This is a genomic window from Rhizobium metallidurans (genome assembly GCF_014196505.1).
GTDB lineage: Bacteria > Pseudomonadota > Alphaproteobacteria > Rhizobiales > Rhizobiaceae > Rhizobium > Rhizobium metallidurans.
This window is the reverse complement of the sequence record NZ_JACIDW010000013.1, coordinates 73,784-99,777: the sequence shown is the minus strand read 5'-3', so window position 1 is coordinate 99,777 and position 25,994 is coordinate 73,784. Positions and strand designations below refer to the sequence as shown.

Here is a 25,994-nt window from a genome sequence, read left to right as displayed (position 1 = left end):
CGATCTCGTAGCTCAACTGCAATGCAACGGCACCCGGCCGAACACGAGTGCCGCGCGACGCGACATGCGCGGGGTTTTCATCGTGTCGATCAACGGTTCAATCTGAGGAAAAGAGTGGTGCCCAGACGCGGATTTGAACCACGGACACGCGGATTTTCAATCCGCTGCTCTACCAACTGAGCTATCTGGGCATTCCTGCTTCGGCCACACTCTCACTTGCAAGAGCGGAAGGGGCTTGGTTTTCCCCGGAAGCGAGCGGGGTTATAACATCTTGTTCGGCCATGGCAAGCGCCAAATGAGAGTTTTTTGACAGGCCTGTGAATTTTCCGAATTATCGAACAAAATGAACGGCTTCCCGAGCGGAAAACGCGATCAGTTCTCGTCGGGATACTCGGCCTTCGTTTCGTCCTCGGCAACGGGAATGGCGTAGGAGCCGTTCAGCCAGCGGGAGAGATCGACTTCGCGGCAGCGGTTCGAGCAGAACGGATAATGCTCGCGCTGCGACGGCGTGTTGCACTCGGGACATGGGTGCGCCTTGCGCAGCGGTTCGATCTTGGCGCTCTGTCTGGTTTCGTCGGCCATGGTAATTCCTTCGGGTTTTCGGCCCGCCGGCTTCAAGCCTCGGGCCACCGGCTGTGGACGTCGAAGCCCTCGCCGGTCAGAAGCAAAATGGTCTCGTACAGCGGCAGGCCGACGACGTTGGTGTAGGAGCCGACCATCTTCTGCACGAAGGTGCCGGCCAGCCCCTGGATGCCGTAGGCGCCCGCCTTGCCGCGCCACTGGCCGGAGGCCAGATAGTTCTCGACCTCGAAACCCGACAAACGCTTGAAGCGCACCTTGGTTTCCACGATCTTCTGGCGGATCTTGCGATCAGGGGTCACCAGGCAGACGCCGGTATAGACCCAGTGGCTGCGGCCGGAGAGCAGGTAGAGCGAGGCCGAGGCCTCGTCGGCGAACTCGGCCTTGCCGAGGATACGACGACCAACGGCCACGACGGTATCGGCGGCAAGGATGTAGCTGCCCTTCCAGGTCATGTCGCCCTTGATGGCGGCCAGCGCTGCCTCGGCCTTTTCCGTGGACAGGCGGCGGGCCAGCGAGCGCGGGTGCTCCGACTTCTTCGGCGTCTCGTCGATATCCATCGGCATCAGGCGCGACGGCTCGATGCCTGCCTGGTTGAGCAGGTCAACGCGGCGGGGCGAACCCGAAGCCAGAATAAGCTTGTATTTGAGCGCCATGGAACCTCGACTACCGGGCAGACGGAAGCGAAAGCCTTAGGGCTTTCGGATCAAGCTTACTTGAAGCGGTAGGTGATACGGCCCTTGGTGAGGTCGTATGGCGTCATTTCCACAAGAACCTTGTCGCCGGCGAGAACGCGGATACGGTTCTTGCGCATGCGGCCAGCCGTGTGGGCGATGATCTCGTGCTCGTTTTCGAGCTTCACGCGGAACGTCGCATTCGGCAAAAGTTCGGTGACGATACCCGGGAACTCGAGGACTTCTTCTTTAGGCATATAGGTGTTTTCTTCCTGTCGGTTGAGATGGCGGCATTGGCCAAGATTGGGGCCGCCTCAAAATTTGGGCGGAAACTACACAATCAACAGGGGTTTGTGAACCAAATTGATCGCGTTTCCTTTATTTGTTTCATGCGGACTGCGCGGCGATACCACTTCGGTCTAATAGACGCTTCTCGATAAGCTCGGCGAGATGATTTCGCACCTCGCGATAGCTCTCCAGAATCTGCTCCCGCGTGCCCTGCACGACGGTCGGGTCCATGGTCGGCCAGTAGACCACCTCGACGGCGCTCGCCCGCGTCAGTTCCAGCGCTGCGTGGTGGGCTGGCGGCGAAAGCGTGATGATCACATCGAAATAATCATCTTCGAGATCGTCGAGCGTGTGCGGCAGATGGCGCCCGAGCGAAAGTCCGATTTCATCGAGCACCACATCGACAAAGGGATCGCGCTCGCCCGCACGGACGCCCGCGGAGCATATATAGGTATTGGCGGGCAGCATGCTACGAGCGATCGCCTCCGCCATGGGCGATCTGATGGCATTCAGGCCGCACATGAACAAAATCGCGCCCGGCTTGACCCTCGCGCCTGCTGGTTCGAGCTCGTCCATCCCGGTCATCCGCGCCAGTAGAGAACGCAGACCAGCGTGAACAGGCGGCGCGCGGTATCGAAATCCACCTCGATCTTGCCGTCCAATCGGTTCCGCAGGGTTTGTGAACCTTCGTTATGGATGCCGCGCCGACCCATGTCGATCGCCTCGATGCGGCTTGGCGAGGCGGAACGGATCGCCTCGTAATAGCTCTCGCAGATCATGAAGTAATCCTTCACGATGCGGCGGAACGGGGTGAGCGACAGGATATGGGTGGCGACCGCCTCGCCGCCTTCCGTCGTGATGGCAAAGACCAGCTTGGCATCGACGAGCGAAATGTTCAGCCGGTACGGGCCACCGGCATGGCCGACGGGCGCAAAACTGTTCTCCTCGATGAGATCGAAGATGGCGACGGCGCGCTCGTGCTCGACATCGGGCGTCGATCGGCCGATGGTGTCGTCCAGGACGACGTCGCAAAGCCGGAAGTCGCCCGCAGCCATCGCTTACCGTTCCAGGTTGAGGCGGATCGCGACCGACCGCGCGTGGGCGTCGAGACCTTCGGATACCGCGAGCGCGATAGCGGCCGGGCCGAGGGTGCGCAACTGTTCGGGGCCGAGACGCAGGATCGAGGTGCGCTTGACGAAATCAAGCACCGAGAGGCCGGACGAAAACCGCGCGGAGCGCGCCGTCGGCAGCACATGGTTGGAGCCGCCGACATAATCACCGATCACTTCGGGCGTATGCGCGCCGATGAAGATGGCGCCGGCATTGCGGACCTTGTCGACCAGCGCATCGGGATCGGCGACGGCGAGTTCCAGATGCTCGGCGGCGATGCGGTTTGCGAGCGGGATGGCGTCGCTGATCTGCTTGACCAGGATGACGGCGCCGAAATCACGCCAGCTGGCGGCGGCCGTATCGGCCCGGTTCAGCGTCTTCAGCTGGCGCTCTACCGCGGCTTCGACCGCCTTGCCGAAGGCCGCGTCGTCGGTAATCAGGATCGACTGGGCGCTGACATCATGCTCCGCCTGGGCGAGCATGTCGGCTGCGATCCAATCCGGATTGTTGTCCTTGTCGGCGATGACGAGGACTTCCGACGGACCGGCGATCATGTCGATGCCGACCGTGCCGAAGACGTGGCGCTTGGCGGCGGCGACATAGGCGTTACCCGGGCCGGTGATCTTGTCGACCGGCGCGATGCTCTCGGTGCCGTAGGCGAGCGCCGCGACCGCCTGGGCACCGCCGATGCGGTAGATCTCGGTGACGCCGGCAAGCTTGGCGGCGGCGAGCACGGCGGGGTTGACTTGGCCGCCCGTTGCCGGAACGACGATGACAACACGATCGACGCCAGCGACCTTGGCCGGAATGGCGTTCATCAGCACAGAGCTCGGATAGCTCGCCGTGCCGCCGGGAACATACAGGCCGACCGCCTCGATCGCCGTCCAGCGCGAGCCGAGCGTCACGCCCATGGCGTCTTCGTAGATATCGTCCTTCGGCAGCTGGCGGGCGTGGTGGGATTCGATGCGGACGGCGGCGACCTTGAGCGCGCCCAGCACCTCGGCGGGCACGGCCTCGACGGCCGCGTCGATTTCCGCTTCGGTGACGCGCATCGGCGTCTCGGCGAAATCGATACCCTCGAACTTGCGCGAGTATTCGGCGAGCGCCGCATCGCCGCGGGCGCGCACATCATCGATGATGGCGCGAACGGTGGTGTTTACGTCCTCGGACATTTCGCGCTTGGTCGTCAGAAACGCCGCGAAGCGCTGCCCGAAATCGTCCGATGCCTGATCCAACCAGATTGCCACGCGTCAATTCCTCTCGGTATGCTTCGATAAATGCGTATTCAGGCGCCGGGATGGCGCGGCTTGGATGCGGTTTCCCATGCGCCGCCGATATCCGCAAGCTGAACCTCGATGCATTCGACATCGAGCGCGATGGTGGCGCCGGCGGCCAGATCGATCTGGACCGTGCCCTCGGGCCCCTCGCCTTTCTGCTCGAAACGGATGGCGAGCAGCGACAGGACCTCCTCACGGTTCTTCCGGTCGATGCCGACGGAGCGCACGGCCAGCACGCGCTTGAAGACGATGGCGGCGCGGCGGCGCTCGAAGCCCTTGCGCTTGGCGGCCGCTTCTTCCCAGACGAAACGATTGGCGACGATGGAGAACTGGTGGTCGCGCGGCGACCAGGAAATATCCGCGACCTTGAAGACGCTATCCTGCGTATGCGCGGAGACGATGGCAAGGTCTTCGCTATCCAGCGCAACAAGCTTCAGGTCGGTCATTCAGGCAGCACCCCGTTGTCTCCGATATCGCCGGGATGGCGATACCCGGCGCCGCGGAATGGCGGTGCCGTAGCACAAGGGACATAAGGCGCTAACGCCCGTTGCGCAACGGGGACAAAGGGCGAATGACCGCCCTTTGTCTCGTTACGTCTACAGTTGCGCTTATTCGCTGACGCGTTCGACGATCGCGCCGCAGCGCGTGAGCTTTTCTTCCAGCCGCTCGAAGCCGCGATCGAGGTGGTAGACACGCGACACCATGGTCTCGCCTTCGGCGGCAAGACCGGCGATGACGAGCGACACGGAAGCGCGCAGGTCGGTCGCCATGACCGGTGCGCCCTTCAGGCGCGGCACGCCCTCGATCTTCGCCGTCTGGCCCGACAGCGAGATCTTGGCGCCGAGGCGGGCAAGTTCCTGCACGTGCATGAAGCGGTTTTCGAAGATGGTTTCGGTGACATGCGACACGCCGGTCGAGCGGGTCATCAGCGCCATGAACTGCGCCTGCAGGTCGGTCGGGAAGCCCGGGAAGGGATCGGTGACGATATCGACCGGGCGGATGCCGGCGCCATTGCGGCGGACGCGCATGCCGTTGTTGGTCGCGGAGATTTCAGCACCGGCGCGGCGAAGCGTCTCAAGCGCGGTGTCGAGCAGCGCCACATCGGTGTTTTCAAGCACGACATCGCCGCCGGCCATGGCAACGGCCATGGCGTAGGTGCCGGTCTCGATGCGATCCGGCAGAACGCGGTGGCGTGCGCCCGACAGCGAGGTGACGCCTTCGATGGTAATCGTCGAGGTGCCGGCGCCGGAGATCCTGGCGCCCATGGCGATCAGGCAGTTGGCGAGGTCGACGACCTCAGGCTCGCGGGCGGCGTTGCCGATGACGGTGGTGCCGCAGGCAAGCGTGGCGGCCATCATCATGACATGGGTCGCGCCGACGGAGACCTTCGGGAAGGTGTACTTTGCGCCGATCAGGCCGCCCTTGGGGGCGGTGGCGTTGACATAGCCGCTGTCGATATCGAGTGTCGCGCCAAGCGCCGTCAGGCCATCGAGGAACAGGTCGACCGGGCGCGTGCCGATGGCGCAGCCGCCGGGCAGCGAGACGCGGCACTGGCCTTCACGCGCCAGAAGCGGGCCGATGACCCAGAAGGAGGCGCGCATCTTCGAGACCAGCTCGTAGGGAGCGGTCGTGTCGACGATGGTGCGGCAGGTGAAGTGGATCGTGCGCGAGTAGCTGTCTTCCTGGCGTTCGCGGCGGCCATTGACCGAAACGTCGACGCCGTGGTTGCCGAGGATGCGCAGCAACTGCTCGACATCGGCCAGGTGCGGCACGTTTTCGAGCGTCAGCGTATCGCTGGTCAGCAGCGAGGCGATCATCAGCGGCAAGGCGGCATTCTTGGCGCCGGAAATGGGAATGATGCCGCTAAGCTCATTACCGCCGACAATTCTGATACGATCCATAGGCGATTACGGGCGATGCCCGCCTTTCTGAAACTCTGTCTTTTAAAAGGATGCAGGTCTTTAGACGAAATCCGCGAAGGCTTCAATTCGAAGCGGACGGAACATTACGATTCGTCCATTTTTGCGGCAGGCAGCCCATTTGTCTCGTCGGCCTGCCCGGAACGGCGCGCGCGCGTCTGTTGTTTGCGCCTCGAAAGATTTTCCCGCAATTTTTCGGCGGCCCGATCGCGGCGCAATTTCGCCTGCTGCTCGATCGCGTCCTTGCGGCCCTTGCGGGAATTTTCAGTGTCTTCGGTCATGTTTCATGGCTTACCCGAATTCGCGGCAATCCAAAAGCGGCGACGTGAAACTGACAGAAGTTTGAAATTGCGGCTTGCGCTTGTCCCGAAGCTGTGGCAATAGCCGCCCCGTTCACGCAACGCAGCCGGTTCGGTTGTCCAGCGTCTGGTCTCGCTGCCGTAGCTCAGTGGTAGAGCACACCCTTGGTAAGGGTGAGGTCGGTGGTTCAATCCCACTCGGCAGCACCAGTTTTCTCCCCGGTAAAAACCAGATTACATATTGCGTCCGATCGACGCAGGTCCGCGCCTGTTCGGCCGGAAATTCTGGGGAAAGCCCTTTTGCTACGGCATTGTTGCGAGATTTGCGGCAATTGCGACGTGCAACGGACCTCCGGCTGAAAGAGATATCCCGGTTTGCGAAAGAGCGGCCGACTGGCTAAGAGGTGCCGACATTCAAACGCTTCGCCGGCCACGCAACCGATAGGGCATGGCGACCCAGCAGGAGACGACGATGAGCACTGACGACAACGACCAGCAGAACAGCAAGGTGACGAAGGCCGTTATCCTCATTGCGATGGTCCTGGCTGTTTTCACCGCCGTCATCGGAACGATCGCCGTCTACAGGGCCATGTTCGTCTATACCATCGCGCAATAAAAGCTGCTCCCCGCCGGGATGACCCGGACATGAACATGCCTCTCAGCTCACATTCATGCTGCGCTTATTATTCGTATCGAACAAATTCTCGATACGAACGTTTCGTCAACGCTGTAATGAATGGAGACCAGCATGAAGAAGCTTATTATCGCCGCCGTCGTGGCCATCACATCGTTCGGCGCAACGGCAATGCCATCGCTTGCCGATAGCGTGACGGTGAGAATCGGTCAGCCCGGTTATCACGAGCGCTACAAGCCCCGCCCCTATTACAACCGCTCCTATCGCCAACATTCGGCGCGCTCCAATTGCCGCGTGAAGACCGTCAAATACCGCAACCACGGCAAGCTGGTAACCAAGACCACACGCGTCTGCCGCTAAGCGCGCAAGTCTTACGGTCGTTGCAAGCACTCGGTCGAACGGGCCGGGTGCTTGTGCCGGATACGCCTTTGGTTCGGTCCGCCGAATGCGTGCGTCTTTTCCCATTTGCGGGTTTGTGAATTATCGCTAAAATGCTCTCGCACACTGCTTTGCGGGAGGAGCAGGCAGAGCGCTGCAGAGTTATGGCGTGAGCAATGGAGGAGTGCGCAAATGGCAAGCGAAAAGTGGAATGACCCTATCCATGTCGGCTTCGAAACGACGGGCGCGCGGACGATATCCGGCCCATTCGACGCACTGACATGCCTTACGGAGCTCTGGCCCAATGTTCGCGGCCTGCGCTACCTGAAGGCCCGCAGCACATGCCGGGCGGCGCTGGACGGCCGCAAAAGCGTGGAAGAAGCACGTGCGGAATTCGTCGCGGCGGCCGAGGAAGCAAGGCTTCACGTCCACTGAACCGAGCGCAGCCGATCAAATCGGGATAGGTTGGAGGCCTGATCGGGATCGGAACGATCCACAATTGGCTCGAAATAAAACAGAGTTGATTTTTGCTTAACCCTCGCGGGAGCTTGTCGGGGGCAGCGGCGCGAAGCCGGTTGTCACGGTGACACAACGATCACTAGAACATTCTCAGCCATCATGATGATGGTCAGAGGCTCGTCACCCTCTGTGCCAAAAGCGCAGGCGGGCCTCGTACGATCTCCTTCAAAACAACAGCTTAGACAATGATGTTTGAACGGGCGGCAAGACGCGCCTCATGTCCGCGCATCGTCTGCCGATGCGCCACGGCCGGCTGGTTAATTGAGCGTTACCTGATATCAGCATCCCGTATCGGCGCTTGCCACTTCCACATAACCCACGCCGATGATCGTGCCGTCACCGGCGCGAATGAACGACGGAACGTAACGTGCGGCGGAGGGTACGCAGGCGATCGGATCACCATATTGCGCCACCACGACATCATCACGCTGAAGCGCGGAATAGTCGCTGTCGATCTCCAGTGAAGCCAAGGCCGGCAATGCAAATGCGCCAACCATCAGCGCTAAAGAAGGCATCCCAACTCGAAGAAAGCGCTTCATGCCATTCTCCCATGTTTGATTTACGCAAGTAACGGACCAGCCACGAGTTTAGTTCCGCAAGAACGTGGCCACTTTCAACTGCGTTAACGTTTTTATACTTTTCGCTCACAGTATTGCCCCACCAGTGCACGACAGACCGGACACGCCAATCATCAGCGCCGGAGCATCCGGCTCTGCACGTTGCCTTTTCCCACGACATCTTCGGCGATCATCGTGGCGCGAACGATGTCGCTGGCACTGTGCGCGAACCCCTCGAGCACGGCGTAAGGCCCGAGCATCGTGACCGTGATCTCGGTGCAGTCGAGCTCGGCATCCGCGCTCAGCGCGCTTTCGACGGCAGCCCGCATCGACGACTGGCTGTGCCCCCGTTCGCAGTGATCCTCATGACCGGCAAAGGTCTGGAACAGCTGTACCATCTTCGCCTCCAAAGCGATTTGTAATGCTCTCTAACGCTGCAACGCGGCATTTCGTTGCAGTGCGCGCGCTATAGTTCGAGTATTTTCGAGAAGAAAATTTGAACACCTCTTGGCGCGTGAAGCGAAGCGAGCCATATCAACAGCATAGACATTTTGGGTGATCGCCATGAAAATCCTGATATCGGCCTTTGCGGCGACATTTCTTCTGGCCGGCTGCACGACCAGCGAGACGGCGGAGGTGCAGCCCATCCCCGGAAGCATCACCTATGGCGGGCAGCCGCGCACCAAGCTGACGAAATCGCCGCCGGGCAGCGTCGTCCATAATTCCTTCTATGATTCGACCGGAACGAAGGTGCTGGAAACCTACATCCTGCAGCCCGACCGGACGCTGAAGCTGACCCGGCGCGAGACTATTCCGGATTTCCCGATGTAAGCGCCGCGCCTGCCTAGACGAGCGCCAGCGGCGGTTCCGCCGGGCGCAGGAAGCGCTCGATCTCGGCGGGTTCGACCGCCTCGATCGTGGCGGGCATCCATTTCGGCTTGCGGTCCTTGTCGATGACGGCGGCGCGGATGCCCTCGTAGAAATCGGGACTGTCAAGGATGCCCAGGCAGGCGCTGAACTCGCGCCGCAGGCACTGGCCCAGGCTGCGGCTCTGCTTGCCCTCGTGCAACAGGCGCAGGGTCAGCGCCAGGCTGGTCGGCGAGCGCAGCTCGATGGCGCGCAGCGTTTCACTCGCGAAGTCCGAAACCTCTGCTTTCAAGGCGGCGATGATTTCGCCGACCGTGCCGAAGCGAAAGGTGCGCTCGATCAGGCTGCTGTTCAGCCTGAGCGGTCCCTTGCCCGGATCGGTCGACAGGTTCTTCAGGACGACATCTACATCGCGCGAGCTGGCGCCACGCGATAGCCCGGCCAGCGTGTCGACAAGCTCCGGCAGCTGGAACGAGGCAACTTGCACATCGGCGAGGCCGGCATGAATCACGTCGGCCGCGCCCACCTCCAGGCCCGTCAGGCCGATCCAGATGCCAACTTCGCCCAAGGCGTGCGGCAACAGCCAGGTGGCGCCGACATCGGGGAAATAGCCGATGCCTGTCTCGGGCATGGCGAAGCGGGTGCGCTCGGTGACCACGCGGTGGCGACCATGCGCGGAAAGACCGACGCCGCCGCCCATGGTGATGCCGTCCATCAGCGCGACATAGGGTTTGGGATAGAAGGCAATGCGGTGATTGAGATGAAACTCGTGGCGCCAGAAGTCTTCCGCCAGCGACGTGCCGGCACGCCCGCTCTCGTGCAGCGCGCGGATATCGCCACCGGCGCAGAAGCCGCGCTCTCCCTCGCCCATGACGACCACGGTCGCCACATCGGCATCGGCTGCGAATTCACTGAGCGCCGCATCGATCGAACGGACCATATCGAGCGTCAGGCTGTTCAACGCCCTCGGCCGGTTGAGGCGGATGATGCCAGCGGAACCCTGTCGCTCGACGATAACCTCGCGCTGATCGACCTTGTCGTGCATCCCGGGCCTCCTTGCGGCTTGACCGCGATCATGCGGCCGCGCCAAATTGCTACTCCGTGCTCATGCCGTCAGCGCAAGGCGCTGCTTGTACACAAACTTATCGCGCTCGGCCGGATAGTCGATGGCTGTCCTGTGAGGAAGGCATTCGTGCCCGCGTTCGGTCGCAAGACTGCGACAGTCTTGGCGGCGCCGAGTTCGGTGGTGAACAGGCCTGACGACGGCTCAGAAGGAGGCGGCAAGTACGCGATGCAGCCCCTGCAGATCCTCGCCATCACGGCTCATCAACGACAGCTCCCAATCGAGCGCGCTGCGCACGATGGTCTCGAGCGAATCGTATCGGGGTGTCCAGCCGAGCACGCGGTTCGCCAGAGTGGCATCGGCCACGACGCTCGCGGAATCGCCGGGACGACGCGGCGCCATGTGGATCTTGAAGGCCTGGCCGTGCAGGCGCGTGACCATGTTCAGCACGTCGAGCACCGAATAGCCGGCGCCATAACCGCAATTGGCGACCAGCGAGCCGCGCTCGCGGCGCAGGTGCTGCAGGGCTCTCAGATGCGCCTCGGCCAGATCGCTGACGTGGATATAGTCGCGCACGCCGGTGCCGTCGTGCGTCGGGTAGTCAAGCCCATAGACGCTGACGCTGTCGCGGCGCCCGAGGGCCGCTTCGCAGGCGACCTTGATCAGATGCGTCGCGCCCGAGGTCGACTGCCCGGCGCGGCCGAGCGGGTCGGCGCCGGCGACGTTGAAGTAACGCAGGGCCACATAGTTGAAATCATAGGCGGCGGCGGCATCGCGGAGCATGAACTCGGTCATCAGCTTCGATTGGCCGTAGGGATTTTCCGGGTTGAGCGATGCGCTTTCCTTGACCGGGGCCGAGCTCGGCTGCGGCCCGTAGACAGCGGCGGTGGAAGAGAAGACGAAGTGGCGGATGCCGGCGCTGACCGCCGCGCTCATCAGCGCCCGTGTCTTGCCGGAGTTGTTGTCGTAGTAGGACAGCGGATCGGCGACGGAGGCCGGGACGACGGCGGAACCGGCGAAATGGATGATCGCCTCGATGTCGTTTTCGATGAAGATGGTCTTGAGCAATTCGGTGTCGGCGACATCGCCGAGATAGAAGCGCGCTTCCGGCGCCACCGCCCAGCGAAAGCCCGTGGAGAGGCGATCGAGGACAACGACCTGCTCACCGGCATCCAGCAATGTCCAGACCATATGGCTGCCGATATAACCGGCACCACCCGTCACCAGAATTGCCATGTCCCACACTCCCGTTTTATCACACGGGCATCTGACGCGGCTTTCCTTTCCGAAATTCGAATAAACGGCCCGAGCGGTGTATCCGCAGGGGCGAAGTTTGCCGGTGTGGTTAGGGGCTGATTTGCGGGTTCGCTAGAATTTTATCGATGTGGCCGTTTCGGCCCCATCGAGAGTTCAGGCACGCGGTTCGGCCTCGGCCCGGGGAGCCAGGAAACCCTGCTCGACGGCGAGCGCGATCAGCCGTTCGGTGAGGTCTCCGAGCGTGCCGGAGGCGATGGCGATCGGCTCCATGCGCCTGACGACATCGGGCTCGGTTACGCCGGCCGTGTGCCAGGTGCCGCCTTCGGTGAAGAAATTGTGGAGCAGCGGCTGGAAGCGGTCCATGGCATTGGCGAAGCGCGCATCGCTGGTGCGCTTCTCCTCGAACTCATCCCAGAGAGCGCGGAACTCGGCGGCCTGATCGGCGGGAAGCAGGGCGAAGATGCGGTCGGCGGCCAAAAGCTCGCGCTCGGCCTGGCTGGCGCGGGCGACCGCGTCATAGGCGAAGGTGTCGCCGGCATCGATTTCGACGACGTCGTGGATCAGCAGCATCTTCAGGACGCGCAGCAGATCGATCGGCTCGCTCGAATGCTCGGCAAGCACCGCCGCCATCAGCGCCAGCTGCCAGGTGTGCTCGGCGTCGGTTTCGACACGCGAGCGATCGAGCAGCAGCGTGCGGCGCAGGATGGTCTTCAGCTTCTCGACCTCGAGAATGAAAGCCAGCTGCTCCATCAGGCGGCGATTGCCGAGAAAGCCCTCCAGATGGTCGGCGGTGATCTTTTCGGACATATGGATGCTCCCTGTTCAGAGCTTCAGGATATAGTCGCAGAGCCTGTCGGCGGCCGTTTGGATCTGGGCGGGATCGCGCAGGAAGCAGGCGCGGAGAAACAGCTCGCCGCCGGGGCCGAAGGCGGTTCCGGGCGCCAGGCCGACGCCGGTCTTGTCGACGATATCGATCGCCGCCTTGCGGCTGTCGGTAACGCCGTCGATCTTCAGGAAGGCATAGAGCGCGCCATCGGGCTTCAGCGTCTCGACCCGGTTGGTCGCGATCAACGTGTCGCAGAGGATGTCGCGCGAGCGCCGTGCCTTGTCGATGTTGGCCTGCACGAAGGCATCGCCCTCGTTCAGGGCGGCGACGGCACCCCGCTGCATGAACTGGGCAACGCCCGAGGTCGAATACTGGATCAGGTTCTCAAGCACCTGTCCCGTCTCCGATGGCGCCACGATCCAGCCGACCCGCCAGCCGGTCATCGACCAGTTCTTCGAGAAGGAATTCACGAACATGACCTTGTCGCCCGCTTCCATCACATCGAGGAAGGACGCGGCGCGGTCGCCGGGGAAATAGTAGCGGGCGTAGATCTCGTCCGCCATGATCCACAGACCATGCTTGCGGGCAAGGCCGAGGATGGCGGCCAGATCCTCACGCGTCGCGGTCCAGCCGGTCGGGTTGGAGGGCGTATTGATGAAGAGCGCCTTGGTCTTGTCCGTGATCGCGGCGGCGATGCGGTCGAGGTCGACCGCCCATTTGCCGCCTTCGAATTCGAGCTGCACGCTAACGGAGCGGGCGCCGGCGATTTCGAGCGCGGCTGCGATATTCGGCCAGGCGGGCGTCAGATAGACCAGTTCGTCGCCCGGCGAGGTCATCGCCTGCACGGCGATCTGGATCGCCTGCATGCCGGAGCCGGTGACGAAGAAATGCTCGACCGGCAGCTGAATGCCGAAGTGGCGGGCGTAGTAATCGGAGAGTGCCTGGCGCAACTCGGGAATGCCGCGCTGGTAGGTGTAGAAGGTCTCGCCGGCGGACAGCGCCGTCATGGCCGCCTGATTGACGAAATCGGGCGTGGGCAGATCGCCTTCGCCGACCCAGAGCGGCAAGAGGCCATCGCGGCCACGGGCATAGTTGACGACTTCGACGATCCCGCTTTCAGGTGCCTGGATGGCGCGCGGGCTGAGGCTATTGACGATCGACATGCATCACTCCGATTTTCGCCTACATAAAACAAATGTGCGGGCGAATCCCATGACAATACGTGATGGCCGATCGATTTCCGTGATGGGTGAGCCCCGCCTCATCCGGCAGGGCTCGCATGCCCATCAGACCGTCGGACGCTTGGCCAGGAGGTCGCGGATTTCGGTGAGAAGCGCGACGTCGGCCGGCGGCGGCGGTGCTTCTTCCGGCGCAACCTTCTTCTGGCGTTCGACCTGCTTCTGCAGCGTGTTCACGCCCTTCACCATCAGGAAGATGATCCAGGCGAGGATCAGGAAATTGATGAGGACGGTGATGAAGCTGCCGTAGGCGAGCACGGCGCCCTGCGCGCGGGCAGCGGCTAGCGTCGGCGCATTGACGTTGGACGAGAGGCCGATGAAGTAGTTCGAGAAATCGAAGCCACCGAAGAGAGCGCCGACGATCGGCATGATGACGTCGTCGACCAAGGACTTGACGATGCCGCCGAACGCGCCACCGATGATGACACCGACGGCAAGGTCCATGACGTTGCCGCGAGCAATAAACGCTTTGAACTCGTTGAGCATGCGATCTGTCTCCCTCTGATGCAGTTTGATTGCAGGCTGTTGTTTTTATTAGCTACATCTTCGTCGAGATTATTCAATTACAAATTACGAATTATTCATTTGCTGCCCGCGTCTTTGACCTAAGACCTAGACGCCGGCAATTCTCAAAGGCGCCGATTTGCCGTAGGCTTCGAGATCCGGGAGGACCGGCGCATGGGACGCCGGCGGAGGAGAAATGCTGCCAGGCTGGGTCATACTCGCATCGGCGTTCGGCTACCTGTTCTTGCTGTTTGCCGTGGCAAGCCATGGCGACCGGCAGCGCAGGCGCTTCGGCGCGCCGGACAGCGGGCGGCCCGTCGTCTATGCGCTCAGCCTCGCGATCTACTGCACCTCGTGGACCTATTTCGGCGGTGTCGGCCTTGCCTCGCAGCGCGGCCTGGAATTCACCGGCATCTATATCGGCCCGATCCTGGTGTTCACGCTCGGGATGCCGGTGCTGCGGCGGATCATCGACCTCGCCAAGACGGAGAAGCTGACCTCCGTCGCCGACTTCATCTCGGCGCGCTACGGCAAGAACTCGGCGGTGGGGACGATCGTGGCGCTGATCTCGCTGGTCGGCGCCATTCCCTACATCGCGCTGCAGCTGAAAGCGGTGTCGAGCACCGTGACGGCGATGCTCAACCCGTCGGATTACGGTATCGGGAGCGGCAATCTCTACTTCCTCGACCTGCCGCTTCTGGTGACGCTGGTGCTCGCCTGCTTCGCCATCATGTTCGGCACCCGCCATACCGATGCGACCGAGCATCAGGACGGGTTGATCCTCGCGGTCGCGATGGAATCGGTGGTGAAGCTGTTCGCGTTTCTGACGGCAGGGGTCTGCGTCGTGTGGTTCCTGTTCGACGGACCGGCCGACCTCTGGCAAAAGGCTTCGGAGAACGAGCTGGTGCTCTCGGCGCTGCAGTACCAGACGCCGATCAGTCGCTGGCTGACGCTAACCGTACTCTCGGCCTTCGCGATCATCATGCTGCCGCGACAGTTTCATGTGACCGTGGTCGAGAACCGGACGGCGAAGGAGCTGCGGCTGGCGGGTTTCCTGTTCCCGCTCTACCTCATCGCCATCAATCTCTTCGTATTGCCGATGGCGATCGCGGGCCTGCTGACCTTCGGCGGCAACGGCGATGCCGATCTCTACATGCTGTCGCTGCCGATCGTCGGGCAGATGCCCGTGATGTCGCTGATCACCTTCATCGGCGGGTTCTCGGCGGCGACGGCGATGGTGATCGTCGCCTCGGTGGCGCTGTCGATCATGGTCTCCAACGATATCGTCATGCCGATCTTCCTGCGCCGACGGCTTGCCGGGCGCGGCGGCCAGCGCGACGATTTCGCCAAGACGCTGCTCAATATCCGCCGCAGCGCCATCTTCGCCGTGCTGCTGCTCGGCTACGCCTATTACCGCTCGACTGATAGTACGACGGGACTGGCCTCGATCGGCCTCCTGTCGTTTGCCGCCATCGCGCAGATGGCGCCGTCACTCTTGGGAGGGCTGATCTGGCGGCGGGCGAATGCGCGCGGCGCGATCCTCGGCCTCTCCTCCGGCTTCGTGATCTGGATCTACCTGCTCTTTTTACCCTCGCTTGGCGGACCGGATTATTCGGCGGTGGCGAGCGCCGTGCTGGGCTTCGTCTTTCCCGGCACCAGCGTGTTCACCGACAATGCCGATCCGCTGGTCAACGCCACGGTCATGAGCCTGATCGTCAACACAGGGTTCTTCATTGTCGGTTCGATGACGCGCAATGCGCGGCCACTCGAGCGCATCCAGGCGGGCATCTTCGTCAAGCGGCAATCGCGCTCGCAATTCGCCACGCGCGGCTGGAAAACGCGGATCAGCGTCGGCGACCTGAAGGCAACGATCTCGCGCTATCTCGGCGAAGAGCGCATGGAGCGGTCGTTCCAGACCTACCAGCAGAACTCCGGCCGCAAGCTGGAGGACGACCAGCCGGCCGACATGGCGCTCATCCATTTCACCGAGCAGCTATTGGGCAGCGCCATCGGCTCGTCTTCGGCGCGGCTGGTGCTGTCGCTCATCCTGCAGAAGGTGGAGGACGCCTCGGCAGACACCGCGTGGCTGCTCGACCAGGCGAGCGAGGCGCTGCAGTATAATCAAGACATGCTGCAGACCGCGCTGTCGCAGATGGACCAGGGCATCGCGGTGTTCGACAGCTCCAACCACCTGACGATCTGGAACCGGCGCTTCCGGCAGCTGCTGGATCTGCCCGAAACATCCGGACAGGTCGGGTTTCCGCTTGCCGATATCGTCGCCATCCTCAGCCAGCGCGGCGATATCCCGGTCTCCGAGGTCAGCCAGACGGTGCGGCATTTCCTGACGCTGGACAAGCCCTTCGCGCTGGTGCTCGGCCGCGGGGAACGCATCATCGAGGTGCGCTCCAACGCCATGCCCGACAAGGGGATCGTCGCGACCTTCACCGACATCACCCAGCGCGTGGCCGCCGACCAGGCGCTGAAGCAGGCCAACGAGACGCTGGAACAGCGCGTGGCGGAGCGTACGGCGGAGCTTACCCGCGTCAACCACGAGCTCGGCGAAGCGCGCGCCTCGGCAGACGAGGCGAACCTTGGCAAGACGCGCTTCTTTGCCGCCGCCGGACACGACATCCTGCAGCCGCTCAACGCCGCCAGGCTCTATTCCTCGGCGCTGGTCGAGCGGATGGGGCAATCGGAGAGCAGCGCCATCGTGCGCAACATCGATTCCGCGCTGGAATCGGTGGAAAGCATTCTGGGCGCCGTGCTCGACATTTCCAGGCTCGACACCGGGGCGATGCGCCCCCGCCTCGCCTCGGTTCCGCTTGCCGATCTGCTGGAGCGCATACAGACCGACTTCGCGCCGATCGCGCGCGAGAAGCAGCTGAAACTGGTCGTCATGCCGACGTCTCTGCGCGTGCGTTCCGACCCCAACCTGCTGCGCCGGCTGGTGCAGAACCTGGTGTCGAATGCGATCAAGTATACGCTGACGGGCAAGGTGCTGGTGGGCGCGCGCCGGCGTGGCAACCAGGTGGTGATCCAGGTGATGGACTCAGGCATCGGCATTCCACCATCGAAGTTCCGCACCGTGTTCAAGGAATTCGCGCGGCTGGACGAAGGCGCCAGGACGGCATCGGGCCTCGGGCTTGGGCTGTCGATTGTCGATCGCATCGCGCGCGTGCTGAGCCACCCGGTGGAGCTGCATTCGACGCATGGCAAGGGCACCGACTTCCGCATCGTCATGCCACGCGATATCTCGCCGGTCGCCGAAGCGCCGATCGCGACTGCGCCGGCCGAGCGCTCGGCGCGGAATCTGGAAGGGCTGAAGGTGCTCTGCATCGACAACGAGCCGCATATCCTCGAGGGGATGCAGCTGCTGCTCAGCGGCTGGGGTTGCGCGGTGCAATCGGCGGATTCGCTTGTCGGTGTCGCCGCGCTCGATACGCGGGAGGGTGCGCCCGATCTCGTCATCGCCGACTACCATCTTGGAGACGGAACCGGCGTGTCCGCGATCCTCTCCATCCGCGAGCGCTTCGCCACCTATGTTCCCGGCCTCGTCATCACCGCCGACCGGACGCTGGAGGTGCGCGCGGACGCCGAGCGGCACGGGATCGGCATCCAGCACAAGCCGGTGCGCCCCGCCGCGCTGCGCGCCTACATCACCCAGATATCGGCGCAGAAGCGGGCTGCGGCTGCCGAATAGGCTCGCGCGCCAACACATCCGTCACGAGGTCGCGAACGCGCTCGATCGAGGGTTGGTCGCCAAAGAGGATGCGGTAGATGATGGGGGCAACGACGCCATCCATGACCGCATCGATGTCGGGAAACGCCTCGCCACGGGCATGCGCGCGCTCCGCGATCAACGCGATCTGTTCGCGGGTAAAGGCATCGCACTTGCAGGCGTTGGCGTTGTCCTGGGCGGCCAGCACGTCGCGCATCATGTCGCGGCCGATGCCCGACGACATCTCCTCGCAATATTGCTCCGTCCACACCTCCAGATCGCCTCGGGCGCTGCCGGTGTCGATCGGCAGCATGTCCGGGCGAAGACGCTCGACGGCGACATCTGCCAGAAGCTCCTGCAGCTCGCCCCAGCGGCGGTAGATCGTCGATGGCGTGACGCCGGCTTCAGCCGCGATCAGCGGGATGGTGACGTCGGCGCGGTCCATCGTCTTCAGAAGCGATCGGACGGCATTGTGGACGGAGGCCTGAACGCGGGCGCTGCGCCCGCCGGGGCGGAGATTTTCTTTTGCTGGCATTGGCTATCCGACCTTCGGCCTCCCGAGCGCGCCATGGTTCAAAAACTTTGAGCGATCCATTAACGCAAATTATTTGCTTTTAGCGCACGTCTGCCCTACATCGGACTAACGCAACGACTTAGCTTTAAGGAGCTTATATATGCCCGCACCCGGCAAATCCATAGAGACGAAGTCAAACCCCATCCGTTTTCACGCGGTGACGCTCGCCACCTTCTTCGGGGCCTCGGCGGCGCCGACGCCGCTTTATCGGATCTACCAGGAGAACTTCGCGGTCTCTCCCGTGCTGATCACCGTCATCTTCGCGGTCTATGCCCTCGCGCTTCTGCTTGCGCTATTGATCGCCGGCTCGATCTCCGACCATCTCGGCCGCAAGCCGGTGATCTTTTCGGCGCTCGTGCTTGAGATCATCGCCATGGCGCTGTTTGCCGTTGCCAGCGGGCCAGCGTGGCTGATCGCGGCGCGGATCATGCAGGGGCTGGCGACAGGCATCGCCGGCGCTTCGATCGGCGCGGCCCTCGTCGATGTCGACCGGGCCAAGGGGCAGCTGGTGAATTCGATCGCGCCGCTATCCGGCATGGCGATCGGCGCTTTTGGAACCAGCGCGCTGATCCAGTATGGGCCATTTCCGCTGCATCTGGTCTACGCGATCCTGCTCGTCGCCTTCGTCATCCAGGCGGGCGCGATCTGGGCAACCGCCGAGACCGCATCCACGCGGCCTGGTGTCTGGGCGTCGCTGAAGCCCCGCGTTGCCATCCCGCCGCAAGTGCGGCGGCCGCTGGCGCTTGTCACGCCGATCAACATCGCCAACTGGACGCTCGGCGGCTTCTATCTCTCGCTCGTGCCGTCGCTGGTGGTGAGCACCACAGGCAGCCATGCGCCGCTGACGGGCGGATCGGTGGTGACGGCGCTTATGGTCTCGGGGGCGGTGGCCGTCTATCTGAGGCGCGCCAAATCGGCCAACGGCAACCTCGCCTTCGGGACGCTGGCGACCACGCTTGGCGTGCTCACGGTTGTTGCGGGCGTGCACCTTGCCAGCGTGCCGCTGCTGCTTCTGGGCACACTGCTGACCGGCGTCGGCTTCGGCACCAACTTCCTGGGCGCGATGGGCACGATCATGCCGCTGGCTGCGCCCGACGAACGCGCCGAACTGCTGTCGGCCTTCTATATCCAGAGCTATCTCGCCTTCAGCCTGCCGGCCATTCTCGCCGGCTTCCTGGCGAAGTCGCTCGGGTATCAGCTGACCACGGATATCTACGCGACGGCGATCGTTGTCGTCACCGGGATCGGCTTTCTCGGCTTGCGGGCGGAGCGCGCGAGAGCGCAGCGGATCGCCGCCTGAACCCGAAAATCGGGCAACAAAAAAGGCCGGGCGAACCCGACCTTTCGTTCGCCCCGGCGAACCGGAGACGATATATTCGAAAACTTAAGCAGCCTGCAGACGGTCTGCGGACATCTTGCCCGAACGCTTGTCGGCAACGAGCTCGTAAGACAGCTTCTGGCCGTCCTTGAGTTCGCGCATGCCGGCGCGCTCAACAGCAGAGATGTGAACGAAAACGTCGGCAGAACCGTCGTCCGGCTGAATGAAGCCGTAGCCCTTGGTTGCGTTGAACCACTTAACAGTACCTGTGCTCATGACGATATCCTTTTATAAATCGTACATAGATGGTGCACACCGAACAAAGCCAGCATGCGATGGAAACCGATTTTGGAGGAAGTTCGCGAGCAACAGCACGAGCGGCCGTAACAAAGTTCATCTAGCAAGATCGATGCGAGGCTTTTACGTGGTAATTGTGTCTCTGGCAAGGCAACTTTAGCGACCAGAGATGCCCGGATCGATCAATTTTTGGGGTGACCGGGCAGACTGAAAAGCCCGCCCGATCATGCGTATGGAAAGCTCGGTCAGGCAGCAGCCTTCGCGCCGGCATAAGGGTCGAAGCGGCCGTAGAAGGTCTCGCCCTTCGCCGCCATATCCCTGAGCAGCGCGGTCGGCGCGAAGTGCGGTCCGTAAGAGGCGGCTAACTTCTCGCAGAGCGTCACGAAATTCCTGGCACCCATGCCGTCGATGTAGGAGAGCACGCCGCCGGTATAGGGCGCGAAACCGAAACCGAGAATGGAGCCGACATCGGCCTCGCGCGGATCGGTGACGATGCCTTCTTCCATGGTGCGCGCCGCCTCGAGCGCGATGGTGACGAGGAAGCGCTGTTTCAGCACCTCGATATCGATCTCGTCTGCCTTCTTCTGCGGATAGAAGGTCTTCAGCTCCGGCCAGAGCGACTTTCTGGCGGGCTTGGCCGGATAGTCGTAGAAGCCCTTGCCGTTCTTGCGGCCGCGACGATCGAGTTCGTCGACCATCCTGTTGATCAGCGCCAAATGCCTCGGATCGACGGCGGCTTCGCCGAGATCGGCAACGGTCGCCTTCAGGATCTTCTGGCTGAGATCGATCGCCACCTCGTCGTTGAGCGACAGGGGACCCACCGGCATCCCGGCCATCTTGGCGGCGTTTTCGATCATCGCGGGCGGCACGCCTTCGATCAGCATGTCGTAGGCTTCGTGGATGTAGCGGAAGACGCAGCGGTTGACGAAGAAGCCGCGCGTATCGTTGACGACAACAGGCGTCTTCTTGATGGCGGCGACGTAATCGAGTGCGACTGCCAGCGCCTTGTCGCCGGTTTCCTTGCCGAGGATAACTTCGGTCAGCATCATCTTTTCGACCGGCGAGAAGAAGTGCACGCCGATGAAATCGACCGGCCGCTTCGAATTTTTCGCGAGGCCCGAGATCGGCAGGGTCGAGGTGTTGGATGCGAAGATCGCGCCTTCGGGCAGCACGGCCTCGACAGCCTCGATCACGGCCTTCTTGACGTCGCGATCCTCGAACACGGCCTCGATGACGAGGTTTACGTCCGCGAGATCGGCATAATCGGCCGACGGCGTGATGCGCGCCAGAAGGGCCGCGCCCTCATCCTGCGTCAGGCGGCCCTTACCGACCGAGTCCTTCACCAGTCCCTCGGAGACCGACTTGCCCTTAGTCGCGGCTTCCATGTCGCGGTCGATGAGGGTGACGGGAATGCCGGCGGCGGCGGTCACGTAGGCGATCGACGCCCCCATGAAACCGGCGCCGACGACACCCACCTTCTTCAGCTCCGTTTTTGCGATGCCGGCGGGGCGGCGGGCCCCTTTGCCAAGCTCCTGCATGGAGATGAAAAGGGAACGGATCATCGAGAATGCTTCGGTGGTCTGCAGCACCTGCGTGAAGTATCGCTGCTCGATCTTGAGCGCCGTATCGAAGGGAACCTGCAGGCCCTCGTAGACGGATTTCAGGATGGCGAGCGCGCCGGGATAGTTGCCCGCGGTTTCGCGGCGCAGGATTGCGGGCGCGGCCGGCCAGAGCTGGGCTGCCGCCGGTGTCCAGATGCCGCCACCGGGGGCCTTGAAGCCCTTTTCGTCCCAGGGGGCGATCGGCTTCAGGCCGTCCTTGATCATCTGCTTGGCTGCGGGGATCAGCTGATCCGGCTCGACTACCTGGTGGATCAGGTTCATCGCCTTGGCGCGCGAAGCCGTCAGCGACTGGCCCGTCGTCATCATTTGCAGGGCGGACTGCGCATCCGCCAGGCGCGCGACACGCTGCGTGCCGCCGGCGCCCGGGAAGATGCCGACCTTGACTTCGGGAAGCGCTATCTTGACCGACTTGGCATTGGAGGCGACGCGGCCGTGGCAGGCAAGCGACATCTCCAGCGCGCCGCCCATGCAGGTTCCGTTGATGGCCGAGACCCAGGGCTTGCCGGATGTTTCCAGCTTGCGGAACAGCCCGGTCATGCGGCCGACGAGATCGAAGAGTTTTTGCGCGGCGGTCGACGGGTCCTTGACCTTCTCCTCGTTGTAGAAGGTGAACATCGCCTTGATCATCGAGAGATCGGCGCCGCCGGAGAAGCTCGACTTGCCGGAGGTGATGACCACGCCCTTGACGGCGCTATCGGCCACCGTCTGGTCGATGATCGCATTCAGTTCGTCCATCACCTCCGAGGTGAAGACGTTCATCGACTTGCCGGGCATGTCCCAGGTGACAAGGGCAATGCCATCGGCGTCGGTCTCGACGGTGAAGTTGGTGTAGGTGGTCATGATGGGATTCCTCTTCCCGTGGAATTCTCTGTTGTGCGCGGGTAGCCCCTCCCCCTTGTGGGGAGGGGTTGGGGAGGGGAATTTGCCGCAAAGACCCCTCCCGCCTGCCGGCCACCCTCCCCACAAGGGGGAGGGTTGAACCCGATCACACCCTCTCGATCACAGTTGCCGTGCCCATGCCGGCGCCGATGCAGAGCGTGACCAGCGCGGTGTTAAGATCGCGGCGTTCCAGCTCGTCCAGCACCGTGCCGAGGATCATCGCGCCGGTGGCGCCGAGCGGGTGGCCCATGGCGATGGCGCCGCCGTTGACGTTGATCTTGTCGTGGCCGATGTCGAAGGCCTGCATGTAGCGCAGCACGACGGCGGCGAAGGCTTCGTTGAGCTCGAAGAGGTCGATATCGGCGAGCGTCATGCCGGTGCGCTTCAGCAGTTTCTCGGTGACGTCGACCGGGCCGGTCAGCATCAGCGCCGGGTCGGAGCCGATATTGGCGAAGGCCTTGATGCGGCCGCGCGGCTTCAGCCCCATGCTCTCGCCGCCCGCCTTGGAGCCGAGCAGCACGGCGGCGGCGCCGTCGACGATGCCCGACGAATTGCCGGCGTGATGCACGTAGTTGATCCGCTCGATCTCCGGATGCGCCTGGATGCCGACGGCCTCGAAGCCGCCCATTTCGCCGGGCATCTGGAAGGACGGGTTCAGCGATGCCAGCGCCTGCATGTCGGTGCCGGGGCGCATGTGCTCGTCACGGTCGAGGATCACGAGGCCGTTCTGGTCCTTCACCGGGATGACCGAGTTCTTGAAGAAGCCCTTCTCCCAGGAATTGGCGGCGCGCTTCTGGCTCTCGACGGCATAGGCGTCGACGTCGTCGCGGCTGAAGCCGTATTTGGTGGCGATGAGATCGGCCGAGACGCCCTGCGGCATAAAATAAGCAGGGAAGTTGACCGACGGGTCCATGAACCAAGCGCCGCCGGACATGCCGAGACCGACGCGCGACATGCTCTCGACGCCACCGGCGATCACGATGTCATCGGCGCCTTGGGCGATCTTGGCGGCGCCGAAATTGACGGCGTCGAGGCCGGAGGCGCAGAAGCGGGATATCTGCATGCCCGGCGCCTTGATGGAGTAGCCCGCCTCGAAGGCCGCACCGCGCGGGATGACCGCGCCGGCTTCCATGACGGGATCGACGCAGCCCATGATGATGTCGTCGACCGTTTCGGTATTCAGACCATTGCGGTCGCGCAGCGCTTCCAGCGTTTTCGCCGCAAGGCGCACCGACGGCACCTCATGCAGCGAGCCATCCTTCTTGCCGCGGCCGCGCGGCGTGCGGACGTGATCGTAAATGAAAACTTCGGTCATCCTGTCTCGTCTCCCTAGCGGCGTTCAGGCCGTGAATTTGTCTGCCTCGGGCTTCCCTTCTCCCCCACGGGGAGAAGGTGGCCCCGAAGGGGTCGGATGAGGGGTCGGCTGGCTCGGCCTGACGGCCGATCGCTCCTTCGTCGCTCACCCCCTCATCTCCGGCGCAACGAGTTGCGCCTGATCCTTTTGGACATCTTCTCCCCGCTGGGGAGAAGAGAAAACCAGTGGTCAAAACGCCTCGGCGCTCAATGCCATCATCGTTTCCGCGCCGGTCTCGATGCGCGCCTTGCGCAGCGTCGTTTCCGGCATGATCCGCTCCATGAAGAAGCGGGCGGTGATCAGCTTGTTGCGCAGGAAAGCCTCTCGATCGGTCTCTCCGGCGGCCAGTCCGTCATTGGCGGCCTTGGCCATCTTTGCCCACATATAGCCGAGAATGACGAGGCCGAAGAGATGCATGTAGTCGGTCGAGCCGGCGCCGGCATTGTCGGGCTTTGCCATCGCATGTTGCATGAACCACATGGTCGACGCCTGCGCGTCGTTCAAGCCCTTCTTCAGGTTCTTGGTGAAGAAGGTCATCTGCTCGTCGTTGCGGTTCTCCTCGCAGAAATCGCCGATCTCCTTGAACAGCGCCATGACCGCGCGGCCGCCATTCTGGCCGAGCTTGCGGCCGACGAGATCGAGCGCCTGGATGCCGTTGGCGCCCTCGTAGATCATGGCGATACGGGCATCGCGGACATACTGGCTCATGCCCTGCTCTTCGATATAGCCGTGGCCGCCGAAGACCTGCTGGGCCATGACGGCATGGTCGAAGCCCTTGTCGGTCATCACGCCCTTCAGGATCGGGGTGACGAGGCCGAGAATATCGTCGGCCGTCTGTCGCTCCTTCTCGTCGGTCGCGCGGTGGGCGATGTCGGATTTCAGCGCGGTCCAGAGCAGGAAGGCGCGGCCGGCTTCGTTGAACGAGCGGATGGTCATCAGCGCGCGGCGGACATCGGGATGGACGATGATCGGATCGGCCTTCTTTTCCGGTGCCTTGGCGCCCGACAATGCCCGGCCCTGGATGCGCTCGCGGGCATATTCGGCGGCGTTCTGGTAGGCGATCTCGGCGATCGCCAGCCCCTGCAGGCCGACGCTGAGGCGAGCCTCGTTCATCATCACGAACATGGCAGCCAAGCCCTTGTTCTCCGCGCCGATCAGGAAGCCCGTCGCCTCGTCGTAGTTCATCACGCAGGTGGCGTTGCCGTGGATGCCCATCTTGTGCTCGAGCGCGCCGCAGGAGACGCCATTGCGCTCTCCGGCCGCGCCATCGGCACCGACCATGAACTTCGGCACGATGAAGAGCGAGATACCCTTGGTGCCCTCGGGTGCGTCCTCGATGCGGGCGAGAACGAGGTGGACGATGTTGCCGGACATGTCGTGTTCGCCGGCGGAGATGAAGATCTTCTGGCCGGAAATCTTGTAGCTGCCGTCGGCCTGCGGGACAGCCTTGGTGCGCAGCAAGCCGAGATCGGTGCCGCAATGCGGCTCGGTCAGGTTCATGGTGCCGGACCATTCGCCGGAGACCATCTTCGGCAGATAGGTCTTCTTCTGCTCGTCGGAGCCGTGGACGATGATGGCGGCGATGGCGCCCTGGGTCAGGCCCGGATACATCATCAGCGACATGTTGGCGGCCGAGGTGTATTCGCCGACGGCGGCGTGCAGCGTGTAGGGCAGCCCCTGGCCACCGAACTCCTCCGGCACGGCAAGCCCCGTCCAGCCGCCCTCGCAATAGGCGTCATAGGCCTGCTTGAAACCCTTCGGCGTCGAAACCGAGCCGTCTTCCTTGCGCGTGCAGCCTTCCTGATCGCCGGAATAGTTCAGCGGGAAAAGCACCTCTTCGGCGATCTTGGCGGATTCACCGAGGATTGCCTCGATCATGTCGGGCGTGGCGTCGGCGAAGCCCGGCAGATTGTTGTAGCGCTCCAGACCCAGCACATCGTTCAGCACGAAAAGCGTGTCGTTTACCGGGGCCTTGTAGACTGGCATCGTTCGAATTCCTCCAATTCGTCAGCCGGGCGATGCCGGCCTGTGTATGTGTCTTACAAAATATTGACGTTTGCGTAAACGTCAAATTTTGCTGCATCGCGAATTTGTGAGATCGACGCCGGGCGGCGCGGCGCGCAAGCGACGTCAGACGACAGCATTGCCGCGCAATCATCCCGTCAGCGGGTGGCCCGCGACACACTGTGAGGGTGCTATCTTTCCGCCGAGCTTCTCTATAGAACTCATCGCGACTTCAATGA

27 protein-coding genes and 2 tRNA genes are annotated in these 25,994 nt (G+C 62.9%); 7 read left to right on the top strand and 22 right to left on the bottom strand.

Annotated elements, in window-relative coordinates:
• Window positions 1–115 precede the first annotated feature (115 nt).
• The 10 genes from GGQ67_RS18195 to GGQ67_RS18150 all read right to left on the bottom strand — a co-directional run bounded on the left by GGQ67_RS18195 (window position 116) and on the right by GGQ67_RS18150 (window position 6,128).
• A tRNA-Phe gene (locus tag GGQ67_RS18195) sits at window positions 116–191 on the bottom strand.
• Between the two features lie 181 nt (window positions 192–372).
• Window positions 373–582 carry a DNA gyrase inhibitor YacG gene (gene yacG, locus GGQ67_RS18190; protein ID WP_183901540.1) on the bottom strand — a complete coding sequence of 70 codons (210 nt, stop codon included), beginning with the start codon at window positions 580–582 and terminating at the stop codon, window positions 373–375.
• 32 nt (window positions 583–614) lie between these two features.
• Complete coding sequence (locus GGQ67_RS18185; RefSeq protein ID WP_018898379.1) at window positions 615–1,235, bottom strand: Maf-like protein; 621 nt, start codon at window positions 1,233–1,235, stop codon at window positions 615–617.
• 56 nt (window positions 1,236–1,291) lie between these two features.
• Window positions 1,292–1,510 (bottom strand): translation initiation factor IF-1, encoded by a 219-nt coding sequence (infA, locus tag GGQ67_RS18180; protein ID WP_003545338.1) that lies wholly within the window; start codon window positions 1,508–1,510, stop codon window positions 1,292–1,294.
• Between the two features lie 130 nt (window positions 1,511–1,640).
• A complete protein-coding gene (locus GGQ67_RS18175; RefSeq protein WP_183901539.1) occupies window positions 1,641–2,117 on the bottom strand; it encodes an arsenate-mycothiol transferase ArsC in 477 nt (158 codons plus the stop codon).
• A 5-nt stretch (window positions 2,118–2,122) separates the two neighbouring features.
• Entirely contained in the window at window positions 2,123–2,596 is a 474-nt protein-coding gene (locus GGQ67_RS18170) for a UPF0262 family protein (RefSeq protein ID WP_183901538.1), read from the bottom strand.
• Window positions 2,597–2,599: 3 nt separating this feature from the next.
• Complete coding sequence (gene hisD, locus GGQ67_RS18165) at window positions 2,600–3,898, bottom strand: histidinol dehydrogenase (RefSeq protein WP_183901537.1); 1,299 nt, start codon at window positions 3,896–3,898, stop codon at window positions 2,600–2,602.
• Window positions 3,899–3,936: 38 nt separating this feature from the next.
• Complete coding sequence (locus GGQ67_RS18160; RefSeq protein ID WP_183901536.1) at window positions 3,937–4,374, bottom strand: DUF2948 family protein; 438 nt, start codon at window positions 4,372–4,374, stop codon at window positions 3,937–3,939.
• Window positions 4,375–4,536: 162 nt separating this feature from the next.
• Window positions 4,537–5,829, bottom strand: a complete 1,293-nt coding sequence (gene murA / locus GGQ67_RS18155) for a UDP-N-acetylglucosamine 1-carboxyvinyltransferase (RefSeq protein ID WP_183901535.1) — start codon at window positions 5,827–5,829, stop codon at window positions 4,537–4,539.
• Window positions 5,830–5,933: 104 nt separating this feature from the next.
• Entirely contained in the window at window positions 5,934–6,128 is a 195-nt protein-coding gene (locus tag GGQ67_RS18150; RefSeq protein WP_183901534.1) for a hypothetical protein, read from the bottom strand.
• Window positions 6,129–6,281: 153 nt separating this feature from the next.
• On the opposite strand from GGQ67_RS18150, the gene GGQ67_RS18145 reads away from it, so the two are divergent.
• The 4 genes from GGQ67_RS18145 (at window position 6,282) to GGQ67_RS18130 (ending at window position 7,593) form a co-directional block, all read left to right on the top strand.
• A tRNA-Thr gene (locus tag GGQ67_RS18145) sits at window positions 6,282–6,356 on the top strand.
• Window positions 6,357–6,618: 262 nt separating this feature from the next.
• Window positions 6,619–6,762, top strand: coding sequence for a hypothetical protein (locus GGQ67_RS18140; protein ID WP_183901533.1), 144 nt, complete (start codon window positions 6,619–6,621; stop codon window positions 6,760–6,762).
• 132 nt (window positions 6,763–6,894) lie between these two features.
• The gene (locus GGQ67_RS18135; RefSeq protein WP_183901532.1) at window positions 6,895–7,140 is read left to right on the top strand and encodes a hypothetical protein; all 246 of its coding nucleotides are present in this window, start codon (window positions 6,895–6,897) and stop codon (window positions 7,138–7,140) included.
• A 210-nt stretch (window positions 7,141–7,350) separates the two neighbouring features.
• Entirely contained in the window at window positions 7,351–7,593 is a 243-nt protein-coding gene (locus GGQ67_RS18130) for a DUF982 domain-containing protein (protein WP_183901531.1), read from the top strand.
• Window positions 7,594–7,955: 362 nt separating this feature from the next.
• On the opposite strand, the gene GGQ67_RS18125 is transcribed toward GGQ67_RS18130, so the two are convergent.
• Window positions 7,956–8,216: a hypothetical protein gene (locus GGQ67_RS18125; protein ID WP_183901530.1), complete on the bottom strand. Its 261-nt coding sequence runs from the start codon at window positions 8,214–8,216 to the stop codon at window positions 7,956–7,958.
• 152 nt (window positions 8,217–8,368) lie between these two features.
• On the bottom strand, window positions 8,369–8,632 hold the full coding sequence (locus tag GGQ67_RS18120; protein WP_183901529.1) for a BON domain-containing protein: 264 nt from the start codon (window positions 8,630–8,632) through the stop codon (window positions 8,369–8,371).
• A gap of 166 nt (window positions 8,633–8,798) precedes the next feature.
• On the opposite strand from GGQ67_RS18120, the gene GGQ67_RS18115 reads away from it, so the two are divergent.
• Window positions 8,799–9,065, top strand: a complete 267-nt coding sequence (locus GGQ67_RS18115) for a putative periplasmic lipoprotein (RefSeq protein ID WP_183901528.1) — start codon at window positions 8,799–8,801, stop codon at window positions 9,063–9,065.
• A gap of 13 nt (window positions 9,066–9,078) precedes the next feature.
• Here GGQ67_RS18115 and GGQ67_RS18110 read toward each other — a convergent pair whose 3' ends face one another.
• The 5 genes from GGQ67_RS18110 to mscL form a co-directional block, all read right to left on the bottom strand.
• Window positions 9,079–10,146, bottom strand: a complete 1,068-nt coding sequence (locus GGQ67_RS18110) for an enoyl-CoA hydratase/isomerase family protein (RefSeq protein ID WP_183901527.1) — start codon at window positions 10,144–10,146, stop codon at window positions 9,079–9,081.
• A gap of 222 nt (window positions 10,147–10,368) precedes the next feature.
• A complete protein-coding gene (galE, locus tag GGQ67_RS18105; RefSeq protein WP_183901526.1) occupies window positions 10,369–11,400 on the bottom strand; it encodes a UDP-glucose 4-epimerase GalE in 1,032 nt (343 codons plus the stop codon).
• 174 nt (window positions 11,401–11,574) lie between these two features.
• On the bottom strand, window positions 11,575–12,228 hold the full coding sequence (locus GGQ67_RS18100) for an HD domain-containing protein (RefSeq protein WP_183901525.1): 654 nt from the start codon (window positions 12,226–12,228) through the stop codon (window positions 11,575–11,577).
• A gap of 15 nt (window positions 12,229–12,243) precedes the next feature.
• Complete coding sequence (locus GGQ67_RS18095; RefSeq protein WP_183901524.1) at window positions 12,244–13,410, bottom strand: pyridoxal phosphate-dependent aminotransferase; 1,167 nt, start codon at window positions 13,408–13,410, stop codon at window positions 12,244–12,246.
• Window positions 13,411–13,533: 123 nt separating this feature from the next.
• Window positions 13,534–13,971 (bottom strand): large conductance mechanosensitive channel protein MscL, encoded by a 438-nt coding sequence (gene mscL, locus GGQ67_RS18090; RefSeq protein WP_183901523.1) that lies wholly within the window; start codon window positions 13,969–13,971, stop codon window positions 13,534–13,536.
• A 214-nt stretch (window positions 13,972–14,185) separates the two neighbouring features.
• On the opposite strand from mscL, the gene GGQ67_RS18085 reads away from it, so the two are divergent.
• Window positions 14,186–17,689, top strand: coding sequence for a PAS domain-containing hybrid sensor histidine kinase/response regulator (locus GGQ67_RS18085; RefSeq protein ID WP_183901522.1), 3,504 nt, complete (start codon window positions 14,186–14,188; stop codon window positions 17,687–17,689).
• Here the strand turns inward: GGQ67_RS18085 and GGQ67_RS18080 are convergent.
• Complete coding sequence (locus GGQ67_RS18080; RefSeq protein WP_183901521.1) at window positions 17,646–18,242, bottom strand: TetR/AcrR family transcriptional regulator; 597 nt, start codon at window positions 18,240–18,242, stop codon at window positions 17,646–17,648. The two genes, GGQ67_RS18085 and GGQ67_RS18080, sit on opposite strands and share 44 nt — an antisense overlap.
• A gap of 139 nt (window positions 18,243–18,381) precedes the next feature.
• Here GGQ67_RS18080 and GGQ67_RS18075 point away from each other — a divergent pair, with 139 nt between their 5' ends.
• Complete coding sequence (locus tag GGQ67_RS18075; RefSeq protein WP_183901520.1) at window positions 18,382–19,581, top strand: MFS transporter; 1,200 nt, start codon at window positions 18,382–18,384, stop codon at window positions 19,579–19,581.
• An 84-nt stretch (window positions 19,582–19,665) separates the two neighbouring features.
• Here GGQ67_RS18075 and GGQ67_RS18070 read toward each other — a convergent pair whose 3' ends face one another.
• The 4 genes from GGQ67_RS18070 to GGQ67_RS18055 all read right to left on the bottom strand — a co-directional run bounded on the left by GGQ67_RS18070 (window position 19,666) and on the right by GGQ67_RS18055 (window position 25,737).
• Window positions 19,666–19,875, bottom strand: coding sequence for a cold-shock protein (locus tag GGQ67_RS18070; protein WP_018898356.1), 210 nt, complete (start codon window positions 19,873–19,875; stop codon window positions 19,666–19,668).
• Between the two features lie 266 nt (window positions 19,876–20,141).
• Complete coding sequence (locus tag GGQ67_RS18065) at window positions 20,142–22,358, bottom strand: FAD-dependent oxidoreductase (RefSeq protein WP_183901519.1); 2,217 nt, start codon at window positions 22,356–22,358, stop codon at window positions 20,142–20,144.
• 145 nt (window positions 22,359–22,503) lie between these two features.
• Window positions 22,504–23,712 (bottom strand): acetyl-CoA C-acetyltransferase, encoded by a 1,209-nt coding sequence (locus GGQ67_RS18060; RefSeq protein WP_183901518.1) that lies wholly within the window; start codon window positions 23,710–23,712, stop codon window positions 22,504–22,506.
• A 228-nt stretch (window positions 23,713–23,940) separates the two neighbouring features.
• Entirely contained in the window at window positions 23,941–25,737 is a 1,797-nt protein-coding gene (locus GGQ67_RS18055; protein WP_183901517.1) for an acyl-CoA dehydrogenase C-terminal domain-containing protein, read from the bottom strand.
• Window positions 25,738–25,994: the final 257 nt, after the last annotated feature.

What these genes read in the sequence shown, in the direction of transcription:
- yacG (WP_183901540.1), bottom strand. Translation starts at nt 582, where the DNA reads ATGGCCGACGAAACCAGACAGAGCGCCAAGATCGAACCGCTGCGCAAG.
- GGQ67_RS18185 (WP_018898379.1), bottom strand. Translation starts at nt 1,235, where the DNA reads ATGGCGCTCAAATACAAGCTTATTCTGGCTTCGGGTTCGCCCCGCCGC.
- infA (WP_003545338.1), bottom strand. Translation starts at nt 1,510, where the DNA reads ATGCCTAAAGAAGAAGTCCTCGAGTTCCCGGGTATCGTCACCGAACTT.
- GGQ67_RS18175 (WP_183901539.1), bottom strand. Translation starts at nt 2,117, where the DNA reads ATGGACGAGCTCGAACCAGCAGGCGCGAGGGTCAAGCCGGGCGCGATT.
- GGQ67_RS18170 (WP_183901538.1), bottom strand. Translation starts at nt 2,596, where the DNA reads ATGGCTGCGGGCGACTTCCGGCTTTGCGACGTCGTCCTGGACGACACC.
- GGQ67_RS18160 (WP_183901536.1), bottom strand. Translation starts at nt 4,374, where the DNA reads ATGACCGACCTGAAGCTTGTTGCGCTGGATAGCGAAGACCTTGCCATC.
- murA (WP_183901535.1), bottom strand. Translation starts at nt 5,829, where the DNA reads ATGGATCGTATCAGAATTGTCGGCGGTAATGAGCTTAGCGGCATCATT.
- GGQ67_RS18150 (WP_183901534.1), bottom strand. Translation starts at nt 6,128, where the DNA reads ATGACCGAAGACACTGAAAATTCCCGCAAGGGCCGCAAGGACGCGATC.
- GGQ67_RS18140 (WP_183901533.1), top strand. Translation starts at nt 6,619, where the DNA reads ATGAGCACTGACGACAACGACCAGCAGAACAGCAAGGTGACGAAGGCC.
- GGQ67_RS18135 (WP_183901532.1), top strand. Translation starts at nt 6,895, where the DNA reads ATGAAGAAGCTTATTATCGCCGCCGTCGTGGCCATCACATCGTTCGGC.
- GGQ67_RS18130 (WP_183901531.1), top strand. Translation starts at nt 7,351, where the DNA reads ATGGCAAGCGAAAAGTGGAATGACCCTATCCATGTCGGCTTCGAAACG.
- GGQ67_RS18125 (WP_183901530.1), bottom strand. Translation starts at nt 8,216, where the DNA reads ATGAAGCGCTTTCTTCGAGTTGGGATGCCTTCTTTAGCGCTGATGGTT.
- GGQ67_RS18120 (WP_183901529.1), bottom strand. Translation starts at nt 8,632, where the DNA reads ATGGTACAGCTGTTCCAGACCTTTGCCGGTCATGAGGATCACTGCGAA.
- GGQ67_RS18115 (WP_183901528.1), top strand. Translation starts at nt 8,799, where the DNA reads ATGAAAATCCTGATATCGGCCTTTGCGGCGACATTTCTTCTGGCCGGC.
- GGQ67_RS18110 (WP_183901527.1), bottom strand. Translation starts at nt 10,146, where the DNA reads ATGCACGACAAGGTCGATCAGCGCGAGGTTATCGTCGAGCGACAGGGT.
- galE (WP_183901526.1), bottom strand. Translation starts at nt 11,400, where the DNA reads ATGGCAATTCTGGTGACGGGTGGTGCCGGTTATATCGGCAGCCATATG.
- GGQ67_RS18100 (WP_183901525.1), bottom strand. Translation starts at nt 12,228, where the DNA reads ATGTCCGAAAAGATCACCGCCGACCATCTGGAGGGCTTTCTCGGCAAT.
- GGQ67_RS18095 (WP_183901524.1), bottom strand. Translation starts at nt 13,410, where the DNA reads ATGTCGATCGTCAATAGCCTCAGCCCGCGCGCCATCCAGGCACCTGAA.
- mscL (WP_183901523.1), bottom strand. Translation starts at nt 13,971, where the DNA reads ATGCTCAACGAGTTCAAAGCGTTTATTGCTCGCGGCAACGTCATGGAC.
- GGQ67_RS18085 (WP_183901522.1), top strand. Translation starts at nt 14,186, where the DNA reads ATGCTGCCAGGCTGGGTCATACTCGCATCGGCGTTCGGCTACCTGTTC.
- GGQ67_RS18080 (WP_183901521.1), bottom strand. Translation starts at nt 18,242, where the DNA reads ATGCCAGCAAAAGAAAATCTCCGCCCCGGCGGGCGCAGCGCCCGCGTT.
- GGQ67_RS18075 (WP_183901520.1), top strand. Translation starts at nt 18,382, where the DNA reads ATGCCCGCACCCGGCAAATCCATAGAGACGAAGTCAAACCCCATCCGT.
- GGQ67_RS18070 (WP_018898356.1), bottom strand. Translation starts at nt 19,875, where the DNA reads ATGAGCACAGGTACTGTTAAGTGGTTCAACGCAACCAAGGGCTACGGC.
- GGQ67_RS18065 (WP_183901519.1), bottom strand. Translation starts at nt 22,358, where the DNA reads ATGACCACCTACACCAACTTCACCGTCGAGACCGACGCCGATGGCATT.
- GGQ67_RS18060 (WP_183901518.1), bottom strand. Translation starts at nt 23,712, where the DNA reads ATGACCGAAGTTTTCATTTACGATCACGTCCGCACGCCGCGCGGCCGC.
- GGQ67_RS18055 (WP_183901517.1), bottom strand. Translation starts at nt 25,737, where the DNA reads ATGCCAGTCTACAAGGCCCCGGTAAACGACACGCTTTTCGTGCTGAAC.